Raw genomic sequence first — 16,452 nt, 5'->3', positions numbered from 1 at the left:
CAAGGCCATTCCGGTCCCCAGGATCGTCAGAATCCCGGCCCGGCCACGCGGCAGGATCAAAAGGGCGGCGCGAGACCGCGCGGGATCCACGAAGGCCCGCCACTTGAGAAGCGGGCCGGGCCGCGCGCATGGTCGAGCCCGCCAAACCGGCACAGTTTGGAGGATCTGCCATGCGTTGTTTCACCGTCCTAGGCCCCGCGAGCGCGGGCAAGACGACACTCGTCGAGGCTCTGGGCAGCCTCGATTCCAAACCTGTCCGGTCCGAGCTCTCCGAGTTCTTCGCGGTGAGCGAGTTCACCTATCTGGACGAGCCTTGGGCGGCCTTCGACATCGCCGGCGGCGCCGAATATCTCGGCTATGCGGGCGAGGCGCTGGCCGCCAGTGACGCCGTGATCCTCTGCGTGCCGCCCGAGCCGGAGGCGGCCGTGCTCTGCGCGCCCTACCTGCGCCTGATCGAGGAGAGCGGGACGCCCTGCATCCTCTTCATCAACCGGATGGACACCACCGAGAACCGTGTGCGCGACATCGTGTCGAGCCTCCAGGCCTATGCCAACCACACGATCATCCTCCGCCAGGTGCCGATCCGCGAAAACGGCGAGGTCGTTGGCACGGTGGACCTGATCTCCGAACGCGCCTGGGAGTTCCAGGAGGGCCAGCCGTCGCAACTGATCGAGATCCCCGCGGACGTGCTGGACCGCGAACAGGAAGCCCGCGCCGAACTGCTCGAGCACCTCTCGGATTTCGACGATCACCTGCTCGAGGAGCTGATCGAGGACAAGGCGCCGCCGCGTGACGAGGTCTACGAAGTCGCCTCCGCGGTGCTGCGCGACAATGACGACATTCCCGCCTTCCTCGGCTCCGCAAGCGCCCATAACGGGATCACCCGGCTGATGAAGTCGCTGCGCCACGAAGCGCCCTCGGTAGAGAAGACGATCGAGCGGATCGGGACCGACGCGATCGCCGCGGGTGTCTTCGCCAGCTATCGCAAGCACATGGGCAAGGCCGTCGTGCTGCGGGCGCTGGCGTCGCCGGTGACCGCCGGCGCACAGCTCGGCGGGGCGAACGTGGGCAACCTGAGCGGCATCGAGGCCAAGCACCCGGTCGACCGGATCGAACCCGGCTTCATCGGCATGGCGGTGAAGTCCGACCACCTGAATGCCGGCCAGTATTTCTCAGCCGCCGGCAGCGATCCGATGCCGGACTGGGCGCGCGGCCATCCGCCGAGCTATGCCTCGCTGGTCACGCCGGTGCACGAGAAGGACGACGCGCGTCTTTCCTCAGCGCTGGCCAGGGTCGCGGAGATCGATCCGGGCCTGACCTACGAGCAGGACGAGGCGTCGGGCCACGCGATGCTGCGGCTTCAGGGCCCGATGCATCTGCGCCGCATACAGGCGCTCCTGGAGAGTGATTTCGGTGTCGAGGCCGAAACCGAGGAGGTCTCCGCGCGCTACCGCGAGACAATCTCGAAATCCGTCGAGCACCAGCACCGCCACCGCAAGCAGTCGGGCGGTGCGGGACAGTTCGCCGATGTGGTGATGAAGATCGGACCACAGGCCCGCGGCGAGGGTTTCTCCTTCGACGAGGTGGTGAAGGGCGGCGCGGTGCCGCGCAACTACATCCCCTCGGTGGAGGCCGGCGCCAAGGATGCGATCGTCCAGGGCCCGCTCGGCTTCCCGGTCATCGACATCGCGGTGACCCTGCTCGACGGCAAGTCGCATTCGGTCGACAGTTCCGATTTCGCCTTCCGCGCCGCCGGCAAGGCCTGTGTCCGGGAGGCGTTGAACGACGCCTCGCCGGTGCTCCTCCAGCCGATCGACAAGGTGGACATCCATGTGCCGTCGGTCTTCTCGGGCGCCATCGTCACGCTGGTCTCCTCGCTCAAGGGGCAGGTTCTGGGCTTCGATCCGAACCCGGACGCCAAGGGCTGGGACATCTTCCACGCCCTGCTGCCCGACAGCTCGCTTGGCGAGCTCTCCCGCGCGCTTGGCGGCGCAGCGCAGGGCACGGCCTGGTATGAGGCGGTCTTCGACCACTACGAGGAGTTGCATGGCAAGGAGGCCACGCGGATCAGTGAGGAGGCCAAGGAGGCCGCGGCCGGCTGAGGCCCCGACGAAACGGACAGACGCGTCGAGGTAGCAACGCCCCGGCGCGCCAAGGTCGGGCGCCGCGCGGCGTCCGCCTTATCATTCAACAGCATGAGGTTCCCTATGCCCGACGTCCCAAACCTGACGATGAATGACGGCCACCAGATCCCGCAGCTCGGCTTCGGCATCTGGCAGGTGCCGCCGGAGATCGCCGCGGAGGCGGTGGCAAGCGCGATCCGGACCGGCTACCGGTTGATCGACGGCGCCTATCTCTACATGAACGAGGCCGGGCTCGGCGAGGGGCTGCGCGCCTCCGGCGTGCCGCGCACGGACATCTTTGTTACCACCAAGGTCTGGAACAATGATCAGGGCCGCGCCCGGGCGCGGGCGTCGGTGGAGCGGAGCCTCAAGACGATCGGCGTCGACCAGCTCGACCTCGTGCTGATCCATTGGCCGGTGCCGAGCCGGGATCTCTATGTCGAGACCTGGGAGGCTTTTGTCGAGATGCGCGAAGAGGGGCTGATGCGCTCCATCGGCGTGTCGAATTTCAACGTCTCGCATCTCAAACGGCTGATCTCGGAGACCGGCGTCGTTCCGGCGGTCAATCAGATCGAACTCAACCCTGAGTTGCAGCAGCCGGAACTGCGTGCCTTCAATTCCGAGAACGGGATCATCTCCCAGGCCTGGACGCCGCTCGGCAACGCCCGCTCCTTCGAAAAGGAACCGATCACCGCCGCGGCGGCCCGCACCGGTAAGAGCCCGGCACAGGTGATCCTGCGCTGGCATGTCCAACTCGGACATGCGGTGATCCCGCGCTCGGTGCGACCGGAGCGGCAGGCGGAAAACCTCGATGTCTTTGATTTCGAGCTGACCGCGGATGAGATGGAGGCCATCGGCACGCTGGATGTCGGCCTGCGGACCGGGCCGGATCCCTCGGTCTTCAAGTTCCTGGAATAACGGAATGCTTCCGTCCCGGCGGCTGCGCGCCGCCGGGACGGAAAACGGTCACTCGGCCGCTGCCGTCTCGACGGACTCGGGGTCTTGCAGGAGAACCACCTCGTCGTCTTCGAGGTCGTCCTCATCGAGGTCGTCTTCCTCGAGACCGGCGTCTTCGACCTCGTCCTCTGCCGGCGAGGCGGAGTCGGTCTCCAGTGTGTCGCGATACTCCAGCGCGCTGCGATAGTCGTCGATAAGGCCGTCGGACTCGTCAACGCCAAGGCGGTCGGCCACCCAGGCCGCCATCTCGTCGGTCATGTCGTCCGCGGTGACCCCACGGGCGCCGGTGGTATTGAGCGAATCGGCCATCGCCTGACGCATCGCTTCCTCGGAACTCGCCGCCTCGGTCTCGATCACCTTGGCATCGGCCGCCTCGTAGGTGGCCAGGTCGGTCGCAAGCGCGTCCGCGAGGGCCTGGGCTTCGGCAAGGTCGGCGGATTTTTCATCCCAGGCCTGCTTGTCTTGCTGCCAGGTCGAGTAGGCCGAGTTGTATGCGGCCAAGGCGTCCTGGTAGTCCTGCGGGTCATTGTAACCCGCTTCGACGGGCGCCGTCGGCTCTTCCGGCACGGCGCCGGCGTGCAGTTCCGTCATCTTGGTCAAATCGGCCTGCGCCTCCTCGAATGACGTGGCCGTGATGCCGAGCGCTTCGGCCGCGTCACCGAATGCCGCTCCAGAGGCCGTCATGTCCGCGACCGCCGCTTCCAGCGCCTCCCGGGCCTCCTCGTTGGCGATGCTCGCCTCGATGAAATCGCGGAACGGATCCATCTTCGGGTCGCTGCTGTTCATCAGGCCGTTGATGTTCCGGTTGAGCGAGTGCAGGGATTTGAGCTGCGCGTCGACCGAGCCTGCGCCGACAGCAGCGCCGGCCAGTTTGGCCACTTTCTCCGCCTTCGCCGGCTTGACGCCCTGCGACTTGGTTGCGGTTTTCCGGACGGTGTTCTTGGCCTTGGTCGTCTTCTTCGCCTTCGGGTCGAAGGCGTTCCGGATCCCCTTGAAAAGTCCGCCGGACTTTCCGGGCTTCGACGCTTTCTCGGAGCCTTTCGAGGCGGATTTCGAGGCGTTGCCGTTCGAGCCCGACATTCCGCCACTCTTGCCGCCCCGGTCGCTCTTGCTTGAGGAGCCCTTGTCGCGGCCATTGTCGCTCTTCTCGGAACCCTTGCCACTATTGCCGTTCTTGGCGTAGGCGGCGCCGAAATCTCCAATATCTACAAAGCTTTGTCCGGAAAGAGCGGGGGGGAGACACAGCACCACTAAAGCAACAGTCAAATTTCTCAGGATCTGCATCGTTTTTCTCCGAAGATACGCGTCATCATCGGCCATCTTACTCACTTAAGACAGGCATTTCGAAGGCGATGGCGTCTTGCTTTTGCCACGAAAAGGCGGAGTTCCGCCGCAACGACAGACACCTGCGCGGAAATCCACGCACGGACCGGAGGCCGGTTCGGACGCAATGCGGTCCGACAGGCCAGCAGGGTCAGACCAGCCGGCTGTTCTCCACCGCGGCGCGGATGAAATCGCGGAAGAGCGGGTGCGGCTCGAAGGGCTTCGATTTCAGCTCCGGGTGGAACTGAACGCCGATAAACCAGGGATGGTCCGGCACCTCGACGATCTCCGGCAGCCGCCCGTCCGGCGACATTCCGGAGAATTTCAGCCCGGACTCCTCGAGACGGTCCTTGTAGCGGGTATCGACCTCGTAGCGGTGGCGGTGCCGCTCGTCGATATGCGTGCAGCCATAGATCTGGGCGACCCGGCTGCCCTCTTCCAGCACGGCGTCATAGGCGCCGAGTCGCATCGTGCCGCCCTTGTCGTCCTCGACCGAGCGTTCGACCTTGGCGTTGCCCTGCACCCATTCCTTGAGGTGGTAGACGACCGGGGTGAAGCGCTTCTTGCCGGCCTCGTGGTCGAATTCCTCCGAACCCGCGTCGTGCATGTCCGTGAGGTGCCGCGCCGCCTCGATGACCGCCATCTGCATGCCGAGGCAGATGCCGAGATAGGGCACGTTGCGGGTGCGGGCGAATTCCGCGGCCTTGATCTTCCCCTCGGTGCCGCGCTCGCCGAAGCCGCCGGGGACGATGATCGCGTGATAGGGTTCGAGATGCGGCACGCAGTCCTCGCGCTCGAAGAACTCCGCGTCGATCCATTCCGCCCGGACCTTGACCCGGTTGGCCATGCCGCCATGGGTCAGCGCCTCGGCGATGGATTTGTAGGCGTCCTCGAGCTGGGTGTATTTGCCGACGATGGCGACGCGGACCTCGCCGTCGGAATTGTGGATCCGGTCCGAGACATCTTCCCAGCGGTCGAGATTGGGCTTCGGCGCGGGGCTGATCTGGAAAGCGTCGAGCACCGCCTGGTCGAGGCCCTCGCGGTGATAGGCGAGCGGGGCGTCGTAGATCGACGCCAGATCCTGCGCCGCGATCACCGCGTCGGGACGGACGTTGCAGAACAGCGCCAGCTTGTCGCGCTCCTTTTGCGGGATCGGCATTTCGGAGCGGCAGACCAGCAGGTCCGGCGCCAGCCCGATCGAGCGCAGCTCCTTGACCGAGTGCTGGGTCGGTTTGGTCTTGAGCTCGCCCGAGGCCTTGATGAAGGGCAGCAGCGTCAGGTGCATGAAGATGCACTGACCGCGGCCCTTGTCCTGCGCGAATTGCCGGATCGCCTCGAAGAAGGGCAGACCCTCGATGTCGCCCACCGTGCCGCCGATCTCGCAGAGCATGAAATCGACCTCGTCCTCGCCGATGGCGATGAAGTCCTTGATCTCGTTGGTAACGTGCGGAATGACCTGGATGGTCTTGCCGAGATAGTCGCCGCGGCGTTCCTTCTCCAGCACGTTGGAATAGATCCGCCCCGACGAGACCGAGTCGGTCTTTCGTGCCGCCACGCCGGTGAAGCGTTCGTAATGGCCGAGGTCGAGATCGGTCTCGGCGCCGTCATCGGTCACGAAGACCTCGCCGTGTTCGAAGGGGCTCATGGTGCCCGGATCGACGTTCAGATAGGGGTCGAGCTTGCGCAGCCGGACGCTGAAACCGCGCGCTTGCAGCAGCGCGCCGAGAGCCGCCGAGGCAAGCCCTTTGCCGAGAGACGACACGACGCCGCCCGTAATGAAGATGAACCGTGCCATGTCTGGCCGACCCCCGTGATCTGAGGCGAAACCGGCTCGCGGCGACGCCCGTGTTAGCAGCTGTCAGGCGCTCGAAAAAACGCACCATCACGGGACTCAGAGTCTAGAGGATTCGCCGCGACGGAGCAACAGCACCTCTAGATGATGTTGTCGATTTGCGGGCTTGGCCAAAAGCTTGTGGCCGATCGGCCGCAGGTCATTCCGCGGCCGGCGGCACGAGGGGCGTGTCGGCGTTCTGCGGAACGAGCGGCGTGTTGCCAGCCGGCGCAGGCGGCAGAAGGTCCTGGCCGTCCGTCGCGGGGCTCACCGGCGCCGTTGCGGGGGCCGGTTCGGGCGCATCCGTGACCCGGTCGACCACCGAGGCGCCCTCGGTATTCGCTGCCGCAAGGATCGTCAGCGTGATCGAAGTGATGATGAAGCCGATCGCGAAGGCCCAGGTAAGCTTGCCGAGCGCCGTGGCCGCCGCCCGGCCGGACATGACGCCGCCGCCTCCGCCGCCCATGCCCAAGCCCCCGCCTTCGGAGCGCTGCAGCAGCACGATGCCGATCAGGCTGAGCGCCAGGATCAGGTGGACGATGAGTATGACGTTTTGCATGCAGGGGGCCTCGATATCGGATGGGCGGTATCTAATCGCAAGCCGGGATGCCCGCAACCCCCGTCCGGCCCGGTGCGCCGACGCACCGGCCCCGCGGCGGCCATGCGTCAGAAAGGTGGTTTCCGCAGCCACGCGTGACCGCTATACAGCCGCGGGTTTCCCAGCCAGCCGAGGAGATGGAAATGGCCAATGTTGTCGTGGTCGGCGCCCAGTGGGGCGACGAGGGAAAAGGCAAGATCGTTGACTGGCTGTCGGAACGCGCCGACGTGATCGCGCGGTTCCAGGGCGGCCACAATGCGGGCCACACGCTGGTGATCGACGGCGAGGTCTTCAAGCTGTCGCTGCTGCCCTCCGGCATCGTCCGAAAGGGCAAGATCTCGGTGATCGGCAACGGCGTCGTGCTGGACCCCTGGGCGCTGGTGGCCGAGATCGAGAAGCTCGCCGGCCAGGGCGTGGAGATCACGCCCGAGAACCTGATGATCGCCGAGAACACGCCGCTGATCCTGCCGCTGCATGGCGAGCTCGACCGCGGCCGTGAGGCGCAGAATTCGGTTGCCAAGATCGGCACCACCGGCCGCGGCATTGGTCCGGCCTATGAGGACAAGGTCGGCCGCCGGGTGATCCGCGTGGCCGATCTCGCCGACGAGGCGACGTTGCAGACACGCGTCGGTCGGCTGCTCGTCCACCACGACGCGCTGCGCAAGGGCCTCGGCCTGCCGCCGGTCGATGTGGAGGCGCTGCTGACAAGCCTGCGCGAGGTCGCGCCAAAGGTGCTTCCCTTCGCCCGCCCGGTCTGGCGGGAGATGAACATCGCCCGGAAGGCCGGCAAGCGGATCCTCTTCGAAGGTGCGCAGGGCTCGCTTCTCGATGTTGATTTCGGCACCTATCCCTTCGTGACCTCCTCGACCACGATCTCGGGCGCGGCCGCGTCCGGCACCGGCATGGGGCCGGGCTCGATCGATTTCGTGCTCGGCATCGTCAAGGCCTACACGACCCGCGTAGGCGAAGGGCCCTTCGCCTGCGAACTCTTCGACGAGGTCGGCGAGCACCTGGCACGGGTCGGCCACGAGAAGGGCACCGTGACCGGGCGGTCGCGGCGCTGCGGATGGTTCGACGCGGTGCTGGTGCGCCAGACCTGCGCGCTTTCCGGCGTCAACGGCATCGCGCTCACCAAGATGGACGTGCTCGACGGGCTCGAGGAGCTGAAGATCTGCATCGGCTACGAGCTCGACGGCGAACGGCTCGACTACCTGCCGACGGCAGCGGACCAGCAGGCGCGGGTGACACCGATCTACGAGACCATCGAGGGTTGGACCGAGAGCACCGCTGGCGCGCGGAGCTGGGCCGACCTTCCGGGCGCGGCGGTTAAATATGTCCGCCGGATCGAGGAACTCATCGAATGCCCGGTCGCGCTGCTGTCGACCTCTCCCGAGCGGGAGGACACGATCCTCGTCACCGACCCCTTCGCGGACTGACATGGCGCTGAGCTACAAGGCCCGGCGACGCTGGTCGCTCGTCATCCTTCTCGTCGGGATGCCCGTCTATGTCGTGGTGGCGGTCACCCTTCTGAACCTGCTCGGGCGGCCGCCTGTGCTGGTGGAACTCGCGGTCTACGTGATCCTCGGCATCCTCTGGGCGCTGCCGTTCCGCTTTCTCTTCCGCGGCATCGGCCAGGCAGATCCGGATGGGGAAGCGGGGACCGATGCGGCGACGCGACAGGCGGACCGACGCGATCGCGACGATGCGCCGCCTCCCGGAGGCGTCTGACTCGACATCCGGCCAATGTGAAAGGGCGAGGGACTTCCCGGTCCCCCGCCCACACTCACTACTACCGGTGCAGCAGCGCTTGCGTCAGAGCACGACGCTGCGCTTGTCGACCGTATAACGAGAGCTTTGCGAAAGTGTGAACTGGCCCCGGTCGAGCTTCTGGATCTTGCCCTGGCGGAGAAGCTGACCGAAGGTCCGCAGGCTGTCCTCACGGCGCAGCGCTTCCTGGCCCTCGACCTGGCGGACCACGTCCATGATCTCGGGATGCGAGAAATGCGGCCGGCCCTGCACATAGGATGTGTAGGCGGCGGCGCATTCCAGCAGCTGCTCCAGGCTTTCGGCTCCCATGCGCTCGGAGAACTCGTCGAAGGTCGTGCTCTCGGCATAGATCCCGGCGGCCTCGAGGTCATTCGTGACCATCTCGCGCGGTTGCTCCAGCGACGTGTCGTCGGAATCGACCGCGGTCATGCGTCCGGCGGTCACCCGGCGGGGACGAACCGGGAGCGTGCTCGCGGGGGCTTGCGGGGGCTCGGGCGCGTCGTCGTCGACCCGCTGCTCGGACACCAGCATGAGCGGCGCGACATTGGGCCGGTCGGCGCGTGACATCGGACGGGACTCGCGCATGCGGCTGTCCTGCAGGACCGGTCGGCGCGGGCGCACTGGTGCATTCGGGTCTTTCGGCTCCGGCGCGGCGGGCGGCTCGAAGGCAAGCGGCTCGACGGCAGGCGAGTCGGTCCCGGTTTCGAGCTCCTCGTCATCGTCATCGATCGGTAGCGACGGCTGCCCCACGGCCATCCGCAGGTCGATGCGATAGGGGTCGGCCTCCGCGTCGCCATCGCGTTTCGGGCGGCCCTCGGCCTTTGTCGCCGCGACGGCAGCCTTGAGGTGCTCGATCGCGGAGCGGCGGCGGCGGAGTTCGGGCCCGGCGAGCTTCGAGTCCGCCTCCTCCATCAGGCGCGAGATATTCGGGTCTTCATCCTGGTCGGACCCGAGTGCGCGCGCCCGGCGTTCGGCGGCTGCCTCGCTGCGGAGCTCTTCCTGGGTCTGCTGGGCGACGCGGGCAACCGCGTCGGTCAGCGCGTCGTCGTGGTCCGGCTCCTGCCCGGCCGTCGACCCGGTGTCTTCCGTTTTGGCGACCTCATGGGCATTCCACGCCGCGTCGGCCGCGTGCTCCGCCTGGAACGGGTCGCCCTCTTCGTCGTCGTCGTCGATGGTCCGGGCAGCGAACGTGCCCATCTCGTCCTTCGCCGTGGCGGCGGGTTCGGGTTCCGGCCGGAGATCTTCGTCTTCGCTCTCGAAGTCGCTTTCGCTCACCGGTTCCGAGAAGGTGCTGTGCGACGCAAAGGAAATCGTCGGGCGAACCTCCTCCGGCGCTGGTTTCTGTTCCTGCTCCCTGTGGGAAGCGGCCGACAGAGTCTCGAACGGATCCTGCAGGGTCTTTGGCGCAGGCGACACGCCGGCGTCGGGGGCCTCCTCGGCCAGTTCCCGCTCGACGGATTCGAGTTCGCGCAGCAGGTCGGCCTCGGCTTCTGCGGGCAGGCTGCTGTCCGCCGGTTCTGCCGGAGGATTCTCCATCGGCTCGGAAAGAACGCGTTCGTCCAAGGTCGACGACGTGGGACGCGCGGTCTCGCTCTCGCTGGCGCGTGCCGCGAGGTTCGGCAAATGGTCCGGCGCCGCCGCAACTTCGTGGTCGAGCGTGGTGTCGTCGGTGTCGTGGCGTCCGCCGTTCAGGGACAGCGCGGCCCGCAGCGACGCCATGAGCGACTGCTTGCGCACGCGAATGACGCGTCCACGCGGGGCGGTGTCTTCGGGCTCGGAGTCGCTCTCGTCCAGGGTCGTCTCCGCCTCGGAAGCCGTCTCGTCCGCCTGCGGTCCCGCCGCTTCGGACCGCGTGATTTCGGCCTCTTCCGAACCCTGCGTGTCTTCGGGGAGAGCCTCTGTCAGCACGAAGGGCTGCATGTCCTGCGGCAGTTCGGCGGCCGGCACGGCCTGCGCTACCTCGGGGGTGGCCTCGGACAGCTCCTCCGTCAGGTCGGCCGCTTCGAACGGCTCGGTGTCCTCGGGCTCCTGCGCCAGCATCTCTGCCGGGGCGTCCTCTTCCATGAGACGCTCATAGGCGCTTTCGGGCAGGTCGTCCGCGATTTCGGTCACCTGGAACGACTCGGCGTCGATATCCAACGGCGTTTCCATATAGGCCGCCGCCTGCTCGTCCTGTGCCGGCTCGTCGGTGGAGTCGGACAACTCGTCCGACAGTTCAGCCGCTTCGAAGGGCGCAGTGTCGGTGAGTTCCGGCGTCGGAATGTCGGAAGCGACCTGCTCTTCCCAAGTCGGTTCGATGCTGGCCTCGGCGAGATCGTCCGACAGCCCGGTCGTCTCCAGGGGGGGCGCTTCGTCGGTGACGTCCGGCGTCTCAATGGAAGCAGCCGTCTGTTCTTCCCAGGACGACTCGGGGCCGGCTTCGGTAATGTCGTCCGACAGGCCGGTTGTCTCGGTATCGGTGACGTCCAGTGTCGGCGTAAGGGCAGTCGTCTGCTCTTCCCAGCTCGGTTCTGTGCTGGCTTCGGAGAGATCGTCCGACAACTCGGCACTCTCGAAGAACTCTGTGACAGTGTCTTCCGGCGTCTCCATCGAGGCGTCCGTGAGGTCTTCCCGCGCAGATTCGATAGCAGCCTCGGACAGCTCGTCCGACCGTTCGGCCGCTTCGAACGGCGCGCTGTCGGTGACGTCCGGCGTCGGCATGAAGGCAGCCGTCGGCTCGTTCCAGGTCCATTCAGTGCGGGCTTCAGGCATGTCACCCGACATGTCCGCGGTCTCGTAGGTCGCGGCGTCGGTGACTTCCGGCGCTTCCGTGGAGATGGCCGCCTGCTCGTCCTGAGCCGTCTCGGAACTCTCCTCGGTATGATCTTCCGGCAGGTCTGTGCTTTCGAAGAGCGCAGTATCGGTGATTTCCGACATCGGCATGAAAGCATCCGTCTGCTCTTCCTGAGCCGTTTCGATGCTTTCCGCCGACAGGTCGGCAGTCTCGAAGGGCGCAATGGCGGTGTCTTCAGGCGGCGGCGTGAAGGCGGCCATCTGGTCTTCCCACGTCGGTTCGATGCTGGCCTCAGCCATGTCGTCCGACAGGTCAGCCGTCTCGAAAGGCGCGGTATCGGTGACGTCCGGCGTCTCCGTGGAGGCAGCCGTCTGCTCGCCCCAGGTCGGCTCAATGCTCGCTTCGGGCAGGTCGTCCGACTGTTCGGCAGTCTCGAAGGGCTCAGTTTCAGTGGCGTCCATCGCATCCGTGGAGGTGGCCGTCTCTTCGTCCTGAGCCGTCTCGTAGCTGCCCTCCGACAGGTCCTCCGATGGCTCTGCAGCCTCGAAGGGTGCGGCGGCGGCGATTTCCGGCGTCGGAATGAAGGCAACCGACTGATCTTCTGGCGGTATTTCGTCGGCGGTCTCGAGACCTTCGTCCGAAAGTCCGGGCGTCTCGAGGGGGGCGGCGTCGGTAACGTCCGGTGTCGGCGTGAAGGCAGCCGCCTGTCCTTCCCAGGTCGATTCGGTGCTTGCTTCGGACATGTCGTTCGGCAGTTCGGCCGCTGCGAACGGCGCGGTGTCTTCCGACGCATCCATGGAGGCGTCCGTCAACTCCTCCTGTGCTGTCTCGATGCCAGCGTCGGACATGTCGTCCGACAGTTCGGCCGTTTCGGAAAGAGTGGTGTCGGCGACTTCGGGCGTCGGCATCTCTGCTGCGACGTGCTCGTCCCACGTCGGCTCGATGCTGGCCTCGGACAGGTCTTCCGAAGGTTCGGCGGCCTCGAAGGACTCAGGCTCGGTGACGTCCGGCGCATCCATGTAGGCAGCGTCCTGCGCCGGCTCGTCGGCGGTCTCAGTGAGGTCGTCCGACAGCTCAGCCTCTTCGAAGGGCGCGACGTCGGAAACGTCCGGCGTCGGCATGAAGGCAGCCGTCCGGTCTTCCTGGGCCGACTCATCGCTGTCCTCGGACAGGGTTTCCGGCGTTTCGGCCGTCTCGACGGGCGCGGTGTCCGGCTCCTCCATCGGGAGAGTTTCGGCCGCGTCGTCCTGCGAGACGGTATCCTGTGCGGCATCCGTTGCTTCGGCAGCTTCCTCGGTCGGCATGTCCATGTCCGGGGCGGGCGCTTCTGCCTCTTCCCAGGCCGCGACGGGCTGGGGCACGAGCGTCGGTTCCGCGGCAGCCTCGGGCACCTGGTCGTCATCCGTCGTTTCGTCGGGCGTGACCTGGGATTGCGCCTTGCGGAGCCGCTCCTTTTCCTTCTCCTCGAGCGACTTCGAGACAACCGCACGGATCCGCGCGAGCTTGGCGGCGATGCTTTCGCTCGGCGCCTCGTCAGCACGGGTCGCGACGATGTCTTCGGCCGCAGCCTCAGGGACCGGCATCTCTGCTTCTGCCGGGGCCGCTTCCACTTCGCCGGGCTGGTCGGTCTGTGTTTCCTCGAGGTCCGGAGCCGCGGCCGCCATCTCGGGCGCGACGCGGTCGCCGGCTTTCAGGGTGATTCCCCGTTCGCTGACCCGCGCCTCGACGCGGCGCTGGATTTCCTTCTCCACGATCCGCTGGAGCATTTCGGCATCTGGCGTCGGCGGTTCGGCTCCGAAGTAGCGATCTTCGGCTGCGAGGTTGCGAAAATACTCCGCGATGGCCTTCATCGTGCCGAAGGAATCGTCGAAACCTTCCAGGGTGCACGAAAAGGTGCCATAGGACACGGTCAGAATCTTGTTGGAGCCTACCATCGCTTTGCTCGCTTTCTTCCTCTACCAGCCTCCCCGGTCTACCACGTATTGGTTCCGGAATGGGAACGACTACAGGAAATCAAGAGGATCATTTCCGGGCGAGAATATGGCCTTCGCGGGGAATTCGAGGCAAATCACGCATGGATGACCATATTTTCCGGGATTCTCGTGGGATTACCCTGCTTGGCGGGGGAGATGCCGCGACGGAGGACCTGAACGAGGCACTCGCACTCGCGCCCTGCCTCGTTGCGGTGGATGGCGGGGCCGAGACGGCGCTGGCCGCGGGCGTCACGCCGCGCGCGGTTATCGGGGACATGGATTCGCTTCCCGAAGGCGCGCGCACGGCGATCCCGGCGGATCGCCTGCACGAGATCCCGGAGCAGGACAGCACCGATTTCGACAAGGCGTTGCGCTCGGTCGCGGCACCACTGGTCCTTGGTGTCGGATTCCTCGGCCGGAGGATCGACCACCAGCTTGCCAATCTCAATGTGCTGGTGCGGCGGGCGGAGCGGCGTTGCATCCTGATCGGGACACATGACGTCGTCTTTGCCGCGCCGGCGCAGATCCGGCTCGACCTCGATCCGGGCAGCCGGGTGTCGCTGTTTCCGATGGCGCCGATTTCCGGGCGCTCACAGGGGCTGCACTGGCCGATCGAGGGGCTGGACATGGCGCCCGGCGCGGGGATCGGCACCTCGAACCGGGTGGAGGAAGCGCCGGCAGGGCCGGTCGCGCTCGAGTTTCCGGCGCCCGGCATGCTCGTTATTCTGCCGAGGGCGGCCCTTGCGGCAGCGGTTGCCGGGCTTGCGCGCGCAGAACCGTTCGTTCCCGCAGGATGACATAGAGCCCCGCGCCCATCACGATGGCGATGCCCGCGAGTGCCAGCCCGTCAGGGAACTGGGCGAAGATCAGCCAGCCGAAGAGCGCGGCGAAGGGGATCTCGAGATACTGCATCGGCGCCACGGTCGAGGCCGGAGCGAAGCGGAGCGACCACGTCATCAACATGTGCGAGGCGCTGCCGAGGAGGCCAAGCAGGCCAAGCAGCACTGTCTCGCGCAGGTCCGGGGTGACCGGGTCGAGCTCGGGCCAGCCGCGACCGTCAGCCAGAACGATCACCGGGAAGAGCATCAGCGTGCCGAGAATGCCGGTGGCCGCCTGCAGCGGAATCGGGTCGATCGCGCGGCTGATCCGGCGGGTGACCAGCATGTAGAGGGCGAAGTCGAGCGCCACGACAAGCGGCAGCGCCGCGACCCAGCCGACCTCCGCGAAGGAGGGCTTCATGACGAGGAGTGTGCCGCAAAAACCCACGATGCAGGCCGCGAGCCGCCGCCAACCGACCTCCTCGTCGAGGAAGACGCGCCCCAGGAGCAGCAGCAGGAAGGGCATGACATAGGCGATCGCGATTGCGTCCGCCAGCGGGAGGTAACGGAGGGACAACACCATGGTGCCGATGCCGCCGATGACCAATAGCGTGCGGAGGACCACCCAGCCCAGCAGGTGACCGCGGATCCGCAGCGTCTGGCCACTGCGGCGCAGGATGGGCCAGACGATCAGCGCCTGAACCGCAAATCGGACGAGGATCACCTGGCCGAGCGGAACTGCGTGGCCGATCAGCTTTGCCATGGCGTCGCCGAGCGGCGCCAGGATGCAGAAGCCCAGCATGAAGGCGATACCGAGGAGAGGCTTGTCGCGGTCCATCGCGGCGACGCTATGGGCGACGCGGCAAAATGGAAAGCAGTTTCAGCAGTTCGGCAAGTTGACCGCCAAGCCGCCGAGGGATGTTTCCTTGTATTTGTCAGACATGTCGCGGCCGGTCTGCCGCATCGCCTCGATACAGGCGTCGAGCGGCACGAGGTGGCGCCCGTCGCCGCGTAGGGAGAGCGAGGCTGCGCTCACCGCCTTGATCGCGCCGAGCCCGTTGCGCTCGATACAGGGCACCTGCACCAGGCCCTTCACCGGGTCGCAGGTCATGCCGAGATGGTGCTCGAGGGCAATCTCGGCGGCATTCTCGACCTGCTCGGGCGTTGCGCCCATCACCGCGGCAAGCCCCGCCGCAGCCATCGCCGATGCGCTGCCGACCTCGGCCTGGCATCCGGCTTCTGCGCCCGAAATCGAGGCATTGGCCTTGACCAGCCCGCCGATCGCCGCGGCGGTCAGGAAGAATTCCGGCAGGCGCGCGGCGGTGGCGCCCGGCACATGGTTCAGCCAGTAACGGATCACCGCCGGCACCACGCCCGCGGCGCCGTTGGTGGGCGCGGTGACCACCTGCCCGCCGGCGGCGTTCTCCTCGTTGACGGCCATTGCATAGGTGCTGATCCAGTCGTTCACCGAATGCGGCGGGGCGAGGTTCAGCCCGCGCTCGGCCTCGAGCCCGGCAAGGAGCACGGGCGCGCGGCGGCGGACCTCCAGCCCGCCGGGCAGGATGCCCGGGGTCGATAGCCCGCGGTCGATGCAGTCCGACATCACCTGCCAGAGCCGCAAGATGCCCTGGTCGAGCCCGCCGGCCCCATGATGGGCGATCTCGTTCGCGCGTTTCATCGCGGCGATGCTCTTGCCGGAGCGTTCGGCCATTTCCAGCATCTGCGCGGCGTTGCGGAACGGGAAGGGTACCTCGACCGCGTCCGCCGGCGCGACATCGCGGCCAAGCTCCTCCTCGGTGACCACGAACCCGCCGCCGATGGAATAGTATGTCTCTTGCAGCAGCACGTCGCCCTGCGCATCTGTCGCCATGAGCCTGAGCCCGTTGGCGTGGCCGGGCAGCGACGGGCCATAGTCGAAGATGAGGTCCGTCTCGGGATCGAAGGCCAGCGGGTCGAGGCCCTCAGGCGCGACCTGCCGGCGCTCCCGGATCCGGGCCAGCGCCTCCTCGGCTTTCGCGGCGTCGTATTCCGCGGCAGAGAAGCCCGCGAGGCCGAGGATCACCGCGCGGTCGGTCGCATGACCCACGCCTGTAAAGGCCAGCGAGCCGTGCAGCGAAGCGCGCAGGCCGCGGGCGTGGAAGGGCGAGGCGCGGAGTTGGTCGAGAAAACGGCCCGCCGCCACCATCGGCCCCATCGTGTGCGAAGAGGATGGTCCGATACCAACCTTGAAGATGTCGAAGACGCTGAGAAACATGTGGGTCCCTTGCTGCACCACCGAGATAGCGCGGC

General features: G+C 66.6%; 11 protein-coding genes. 5 read left to right on the top strand and 6 right to left on the bottom strand.

Going from position 1 to position 16,452, the window contains the following annotated elements:
• The first annotated feature begins 170 nt into the window (after nt 1-170).
• Nucleotides 171-2,102, top strand: coding sequence for an elongation factor G (locus EU800_RS11565; protein WP_129632211.1), 1,932 nt, complete (start codon nt 171-173; stop codon nt 2,100-2,102).
• A 105-nt stretch (nt 2,103-2,207) separates the two neighbouring features.
• Nucleotides 2,208-3,041 carry an aldo/keto reductase gene (locus EU800_RS11560; protein ID WP_129632208.1) on the top strand — a complete coding sequence of 278 codons (834 nt, stop codon included), beginning with the start codon at nt 2,208-2,210 and terminating at the stop codon, nt 3,039-3,041.
• Nucleotides 3,042-3,089: 48 nt separating this feature from the next.
• On the opposite strand, the gene EU800_RS11555 is transcribed toward EU800_RS11560, so the two are convergent.
• The 3 genes from EU800_RS11555 to secG all read right to left on the bottom strand — a co-directional run bounded on the left by EU800_RS11555 (nt 3,090) and on the right by secG (nt 6,793).
• Nucleotides 3,090-4,364, bottom strand: coding sequence for a hypothetical protein (locus EU800_RS11555; RefSeq protein WP_129632205.1), 1,275 nt, complete (start codon nt 4,362-4,364; stop codon nt 3,090-3,092).
• Between the two features lie 190 nt (nt 4,365-4,554).
• Nucleotides 4,555-6,198: a CTP synthase gene (locus tag EU800_RS11550; protein WP_129632203.1), complete on the bottom strand. Its 1,644-nt coding sequence runs from the start codon at nt 6,196-6,198 to the stop codon at nt 4,555-4,557.
• Between the two features lie 196 nt (nt 6,199-6,394).
• Entirely contained in the window at nt 6,395-6,793 is a 399-nt protein-coding gene (gene secG, locus EU800_RS11545) for a preprotein translocase subunit SecG (protein ID WP_129632200.1), read from the bottom strand.
• A 182-nt stretch (nt 6,794-6,975) separates the two neighbouring features.
• Between secG and EU800_RS11540 the strand changes: the two genes are divergently transcribed.
• Both EU800_RS11540 and EU800_RS11535 read left to right on the top strand, forming a co-directional pair.
• The gene (locus EU800_RS11540; RefSeq protein WP_129632197.1) at nt 6,976-8,268 is read left to right on the top strand and encodes an adenylosuccinate synthase; all 1,293 of its coding nucleotides are present in this window, start codon (nt 6,976-6,978) and stop codon (nt 8,266-8,268) included.
• Between the two features lies 1 nt (nt 8,269).
• Entirely contained in the window at nt 8,270-8,560 is a 291-nt protein-coding gene (locus tag EU800_RS11535) for a DUF2842 domain-containing protein (protein WP_129632194.1), read from the top strand.
• A gap of 84 nt (nt 8,561-8,644) precedes the next feature.
• Here the strand turns inward: EU800_RS11535 and EU800_RS11530 are convergent, their stop codons facing one another.
• Nucleotides 8,645-13,306 (bottom strand): hypothetical protein, encoded by a 4,662-nt coding sequence (locus EU800_RS11530; RefSeq protein ID WP_129632190.1) that lies wholly within the window; start codon nt 13,304-13,306, stop codon nt 8,645-8,647.
• A 140-nt stretch (nt 13,307-13,446) separates the two neighbouring features.
• Here EU800_RS11530 and EU800_RS11525 point away from each other — a divergent pair, with 140 nt between their 5' ends.
• On the top strand, nt 13,447-14,142 hold the full coding sequence (locus EU800_RS11525; protein ID WP_129632187.1) for a thiamine diphosphokinase: 696 nt from the start codon (nt 13,447-13,449) through the stop codon (nt 14,140-14,142).
• Here the strand turns inward: EU800_RS11525 and EU800_RS11520 are convergent.
• A complete protein-coding gene (locus EU800_RS11520; RefSeq protein ID WP_129632184.1) occupies nt 14,066-15,001 on the bottom strand; it encodes a DMT family transporter in 936 nt (311 codons plus the stop codon). The genes EU800_RS11525 and EU800_RS11520 overlap by 77 nt on opposite strands.
• Nucleotides 15,002-15,043: 42 nt before the next feature.
• Complete coding sequence (locus EU800_RS11515) at nt 15,044-16,417, bottom strand: L-serine ammonia-lyase (RefSeq protein WP_129632181.1); 1,374 nt, start codon at nt 16,415-16,417, stop codon at nt 15,044-15,046.
• Nucleotides 16,418-16,452 lie beyond the last annotated feature (35 nt).

It is taken from the genome of Tropicimonas sp. IMCC6043, assembly GCF_004146235.1.
Classification (GTDB): domain Bacteria; phylum Pseudomonadota; class Alphaproteobacteria; order Rhodobacterales; family Rhodobacteraceae; genus Tropicimonas.
This window is presented reverse-complemented; position numbering and strand designations above follow the sequence as displayed.

Excerpts from the sequence above, each read along its gene's own strand:
- EU800_RS11565 (WP_129632211.1), top strand. The coding sequence starts at position 171 with ATGCGTTGTTTCACCGTCCTAGGCCCCGCGAGCGCGGGCAAGACGACA.
- EU800_RS11560 (WP_129632208.1), top strand. The coding sequence starts at position 2,208 with ATGCCCGACGTCCCAAACCTGACGATGAATGACGGCCACCAGATCCCG.
- EU800_RS11555 (WP_129632205.1), bottom strand. The coding sequence starts at position 4,364 with ATGCAGATCCTGAGAAATTTGACTGTTGCTTTAGTGGTGCTGTGTCTC.
- EU800_RS11550 (WP_129632203.1), bottom strand. The coding sequence starts at position 6,198 with ATGGCACGGTTCATCTTCATTACGGGCGGCGTCGTGTCGTCTCTCGGC.
- secG (WP_129632200.1), bottom strand. The coding sequence starts at position 6,793 with ATGCAAAACGTCATACTCATCGTCCACCTGATCCTGGCGCTCAGCCTG.
- EU800_RS11540 (WP_129632197.1), top strand. The coding sequence starts at position 6,976 with ATGGCCAATGTTGTCGTGGTCGGCGCCCAGTGGGGCGACGAGGGAAAA.
- EU800_RS11535 (WP_129632194.1), top strand. The coding sequence starts at position 8,270 with ATGGCGCTGAGCTACAAGGCCCGGCGACGCTGGTCGCTCGTCATCCTT.
- EU800_RS11530 (WP_129632190.1), bottom strand. The coding sequence starts at position 13,306 with ATGGTAGGCTCCAACAAGATTCTGACCGTGTCCTATGGCACCTTTTCG.
- EU800_RS11525 (WP_129632187.1), top strand. The coding sequence starts at position 13,447 with ATGGATGACCATATTTTCCGGGATTCTCGTGGGATTACCCTGCTTGGC.
- EU800_RS11520 (WP_129632184.1), bottom strand. The coding sequence starts at position 15,001 with ATGGACCGCGACAAGCCTCTCCTCGGTATCGCCTTCATGCTGGGCTTC.
- EU800_RS11515 (WP_129632181.1), bottom strand. The coding sequence starts at position 16,417 with ATGTTTCTCAGCGTCTTCGACATCTTCAAGGTTGGTATCGGACCATCC.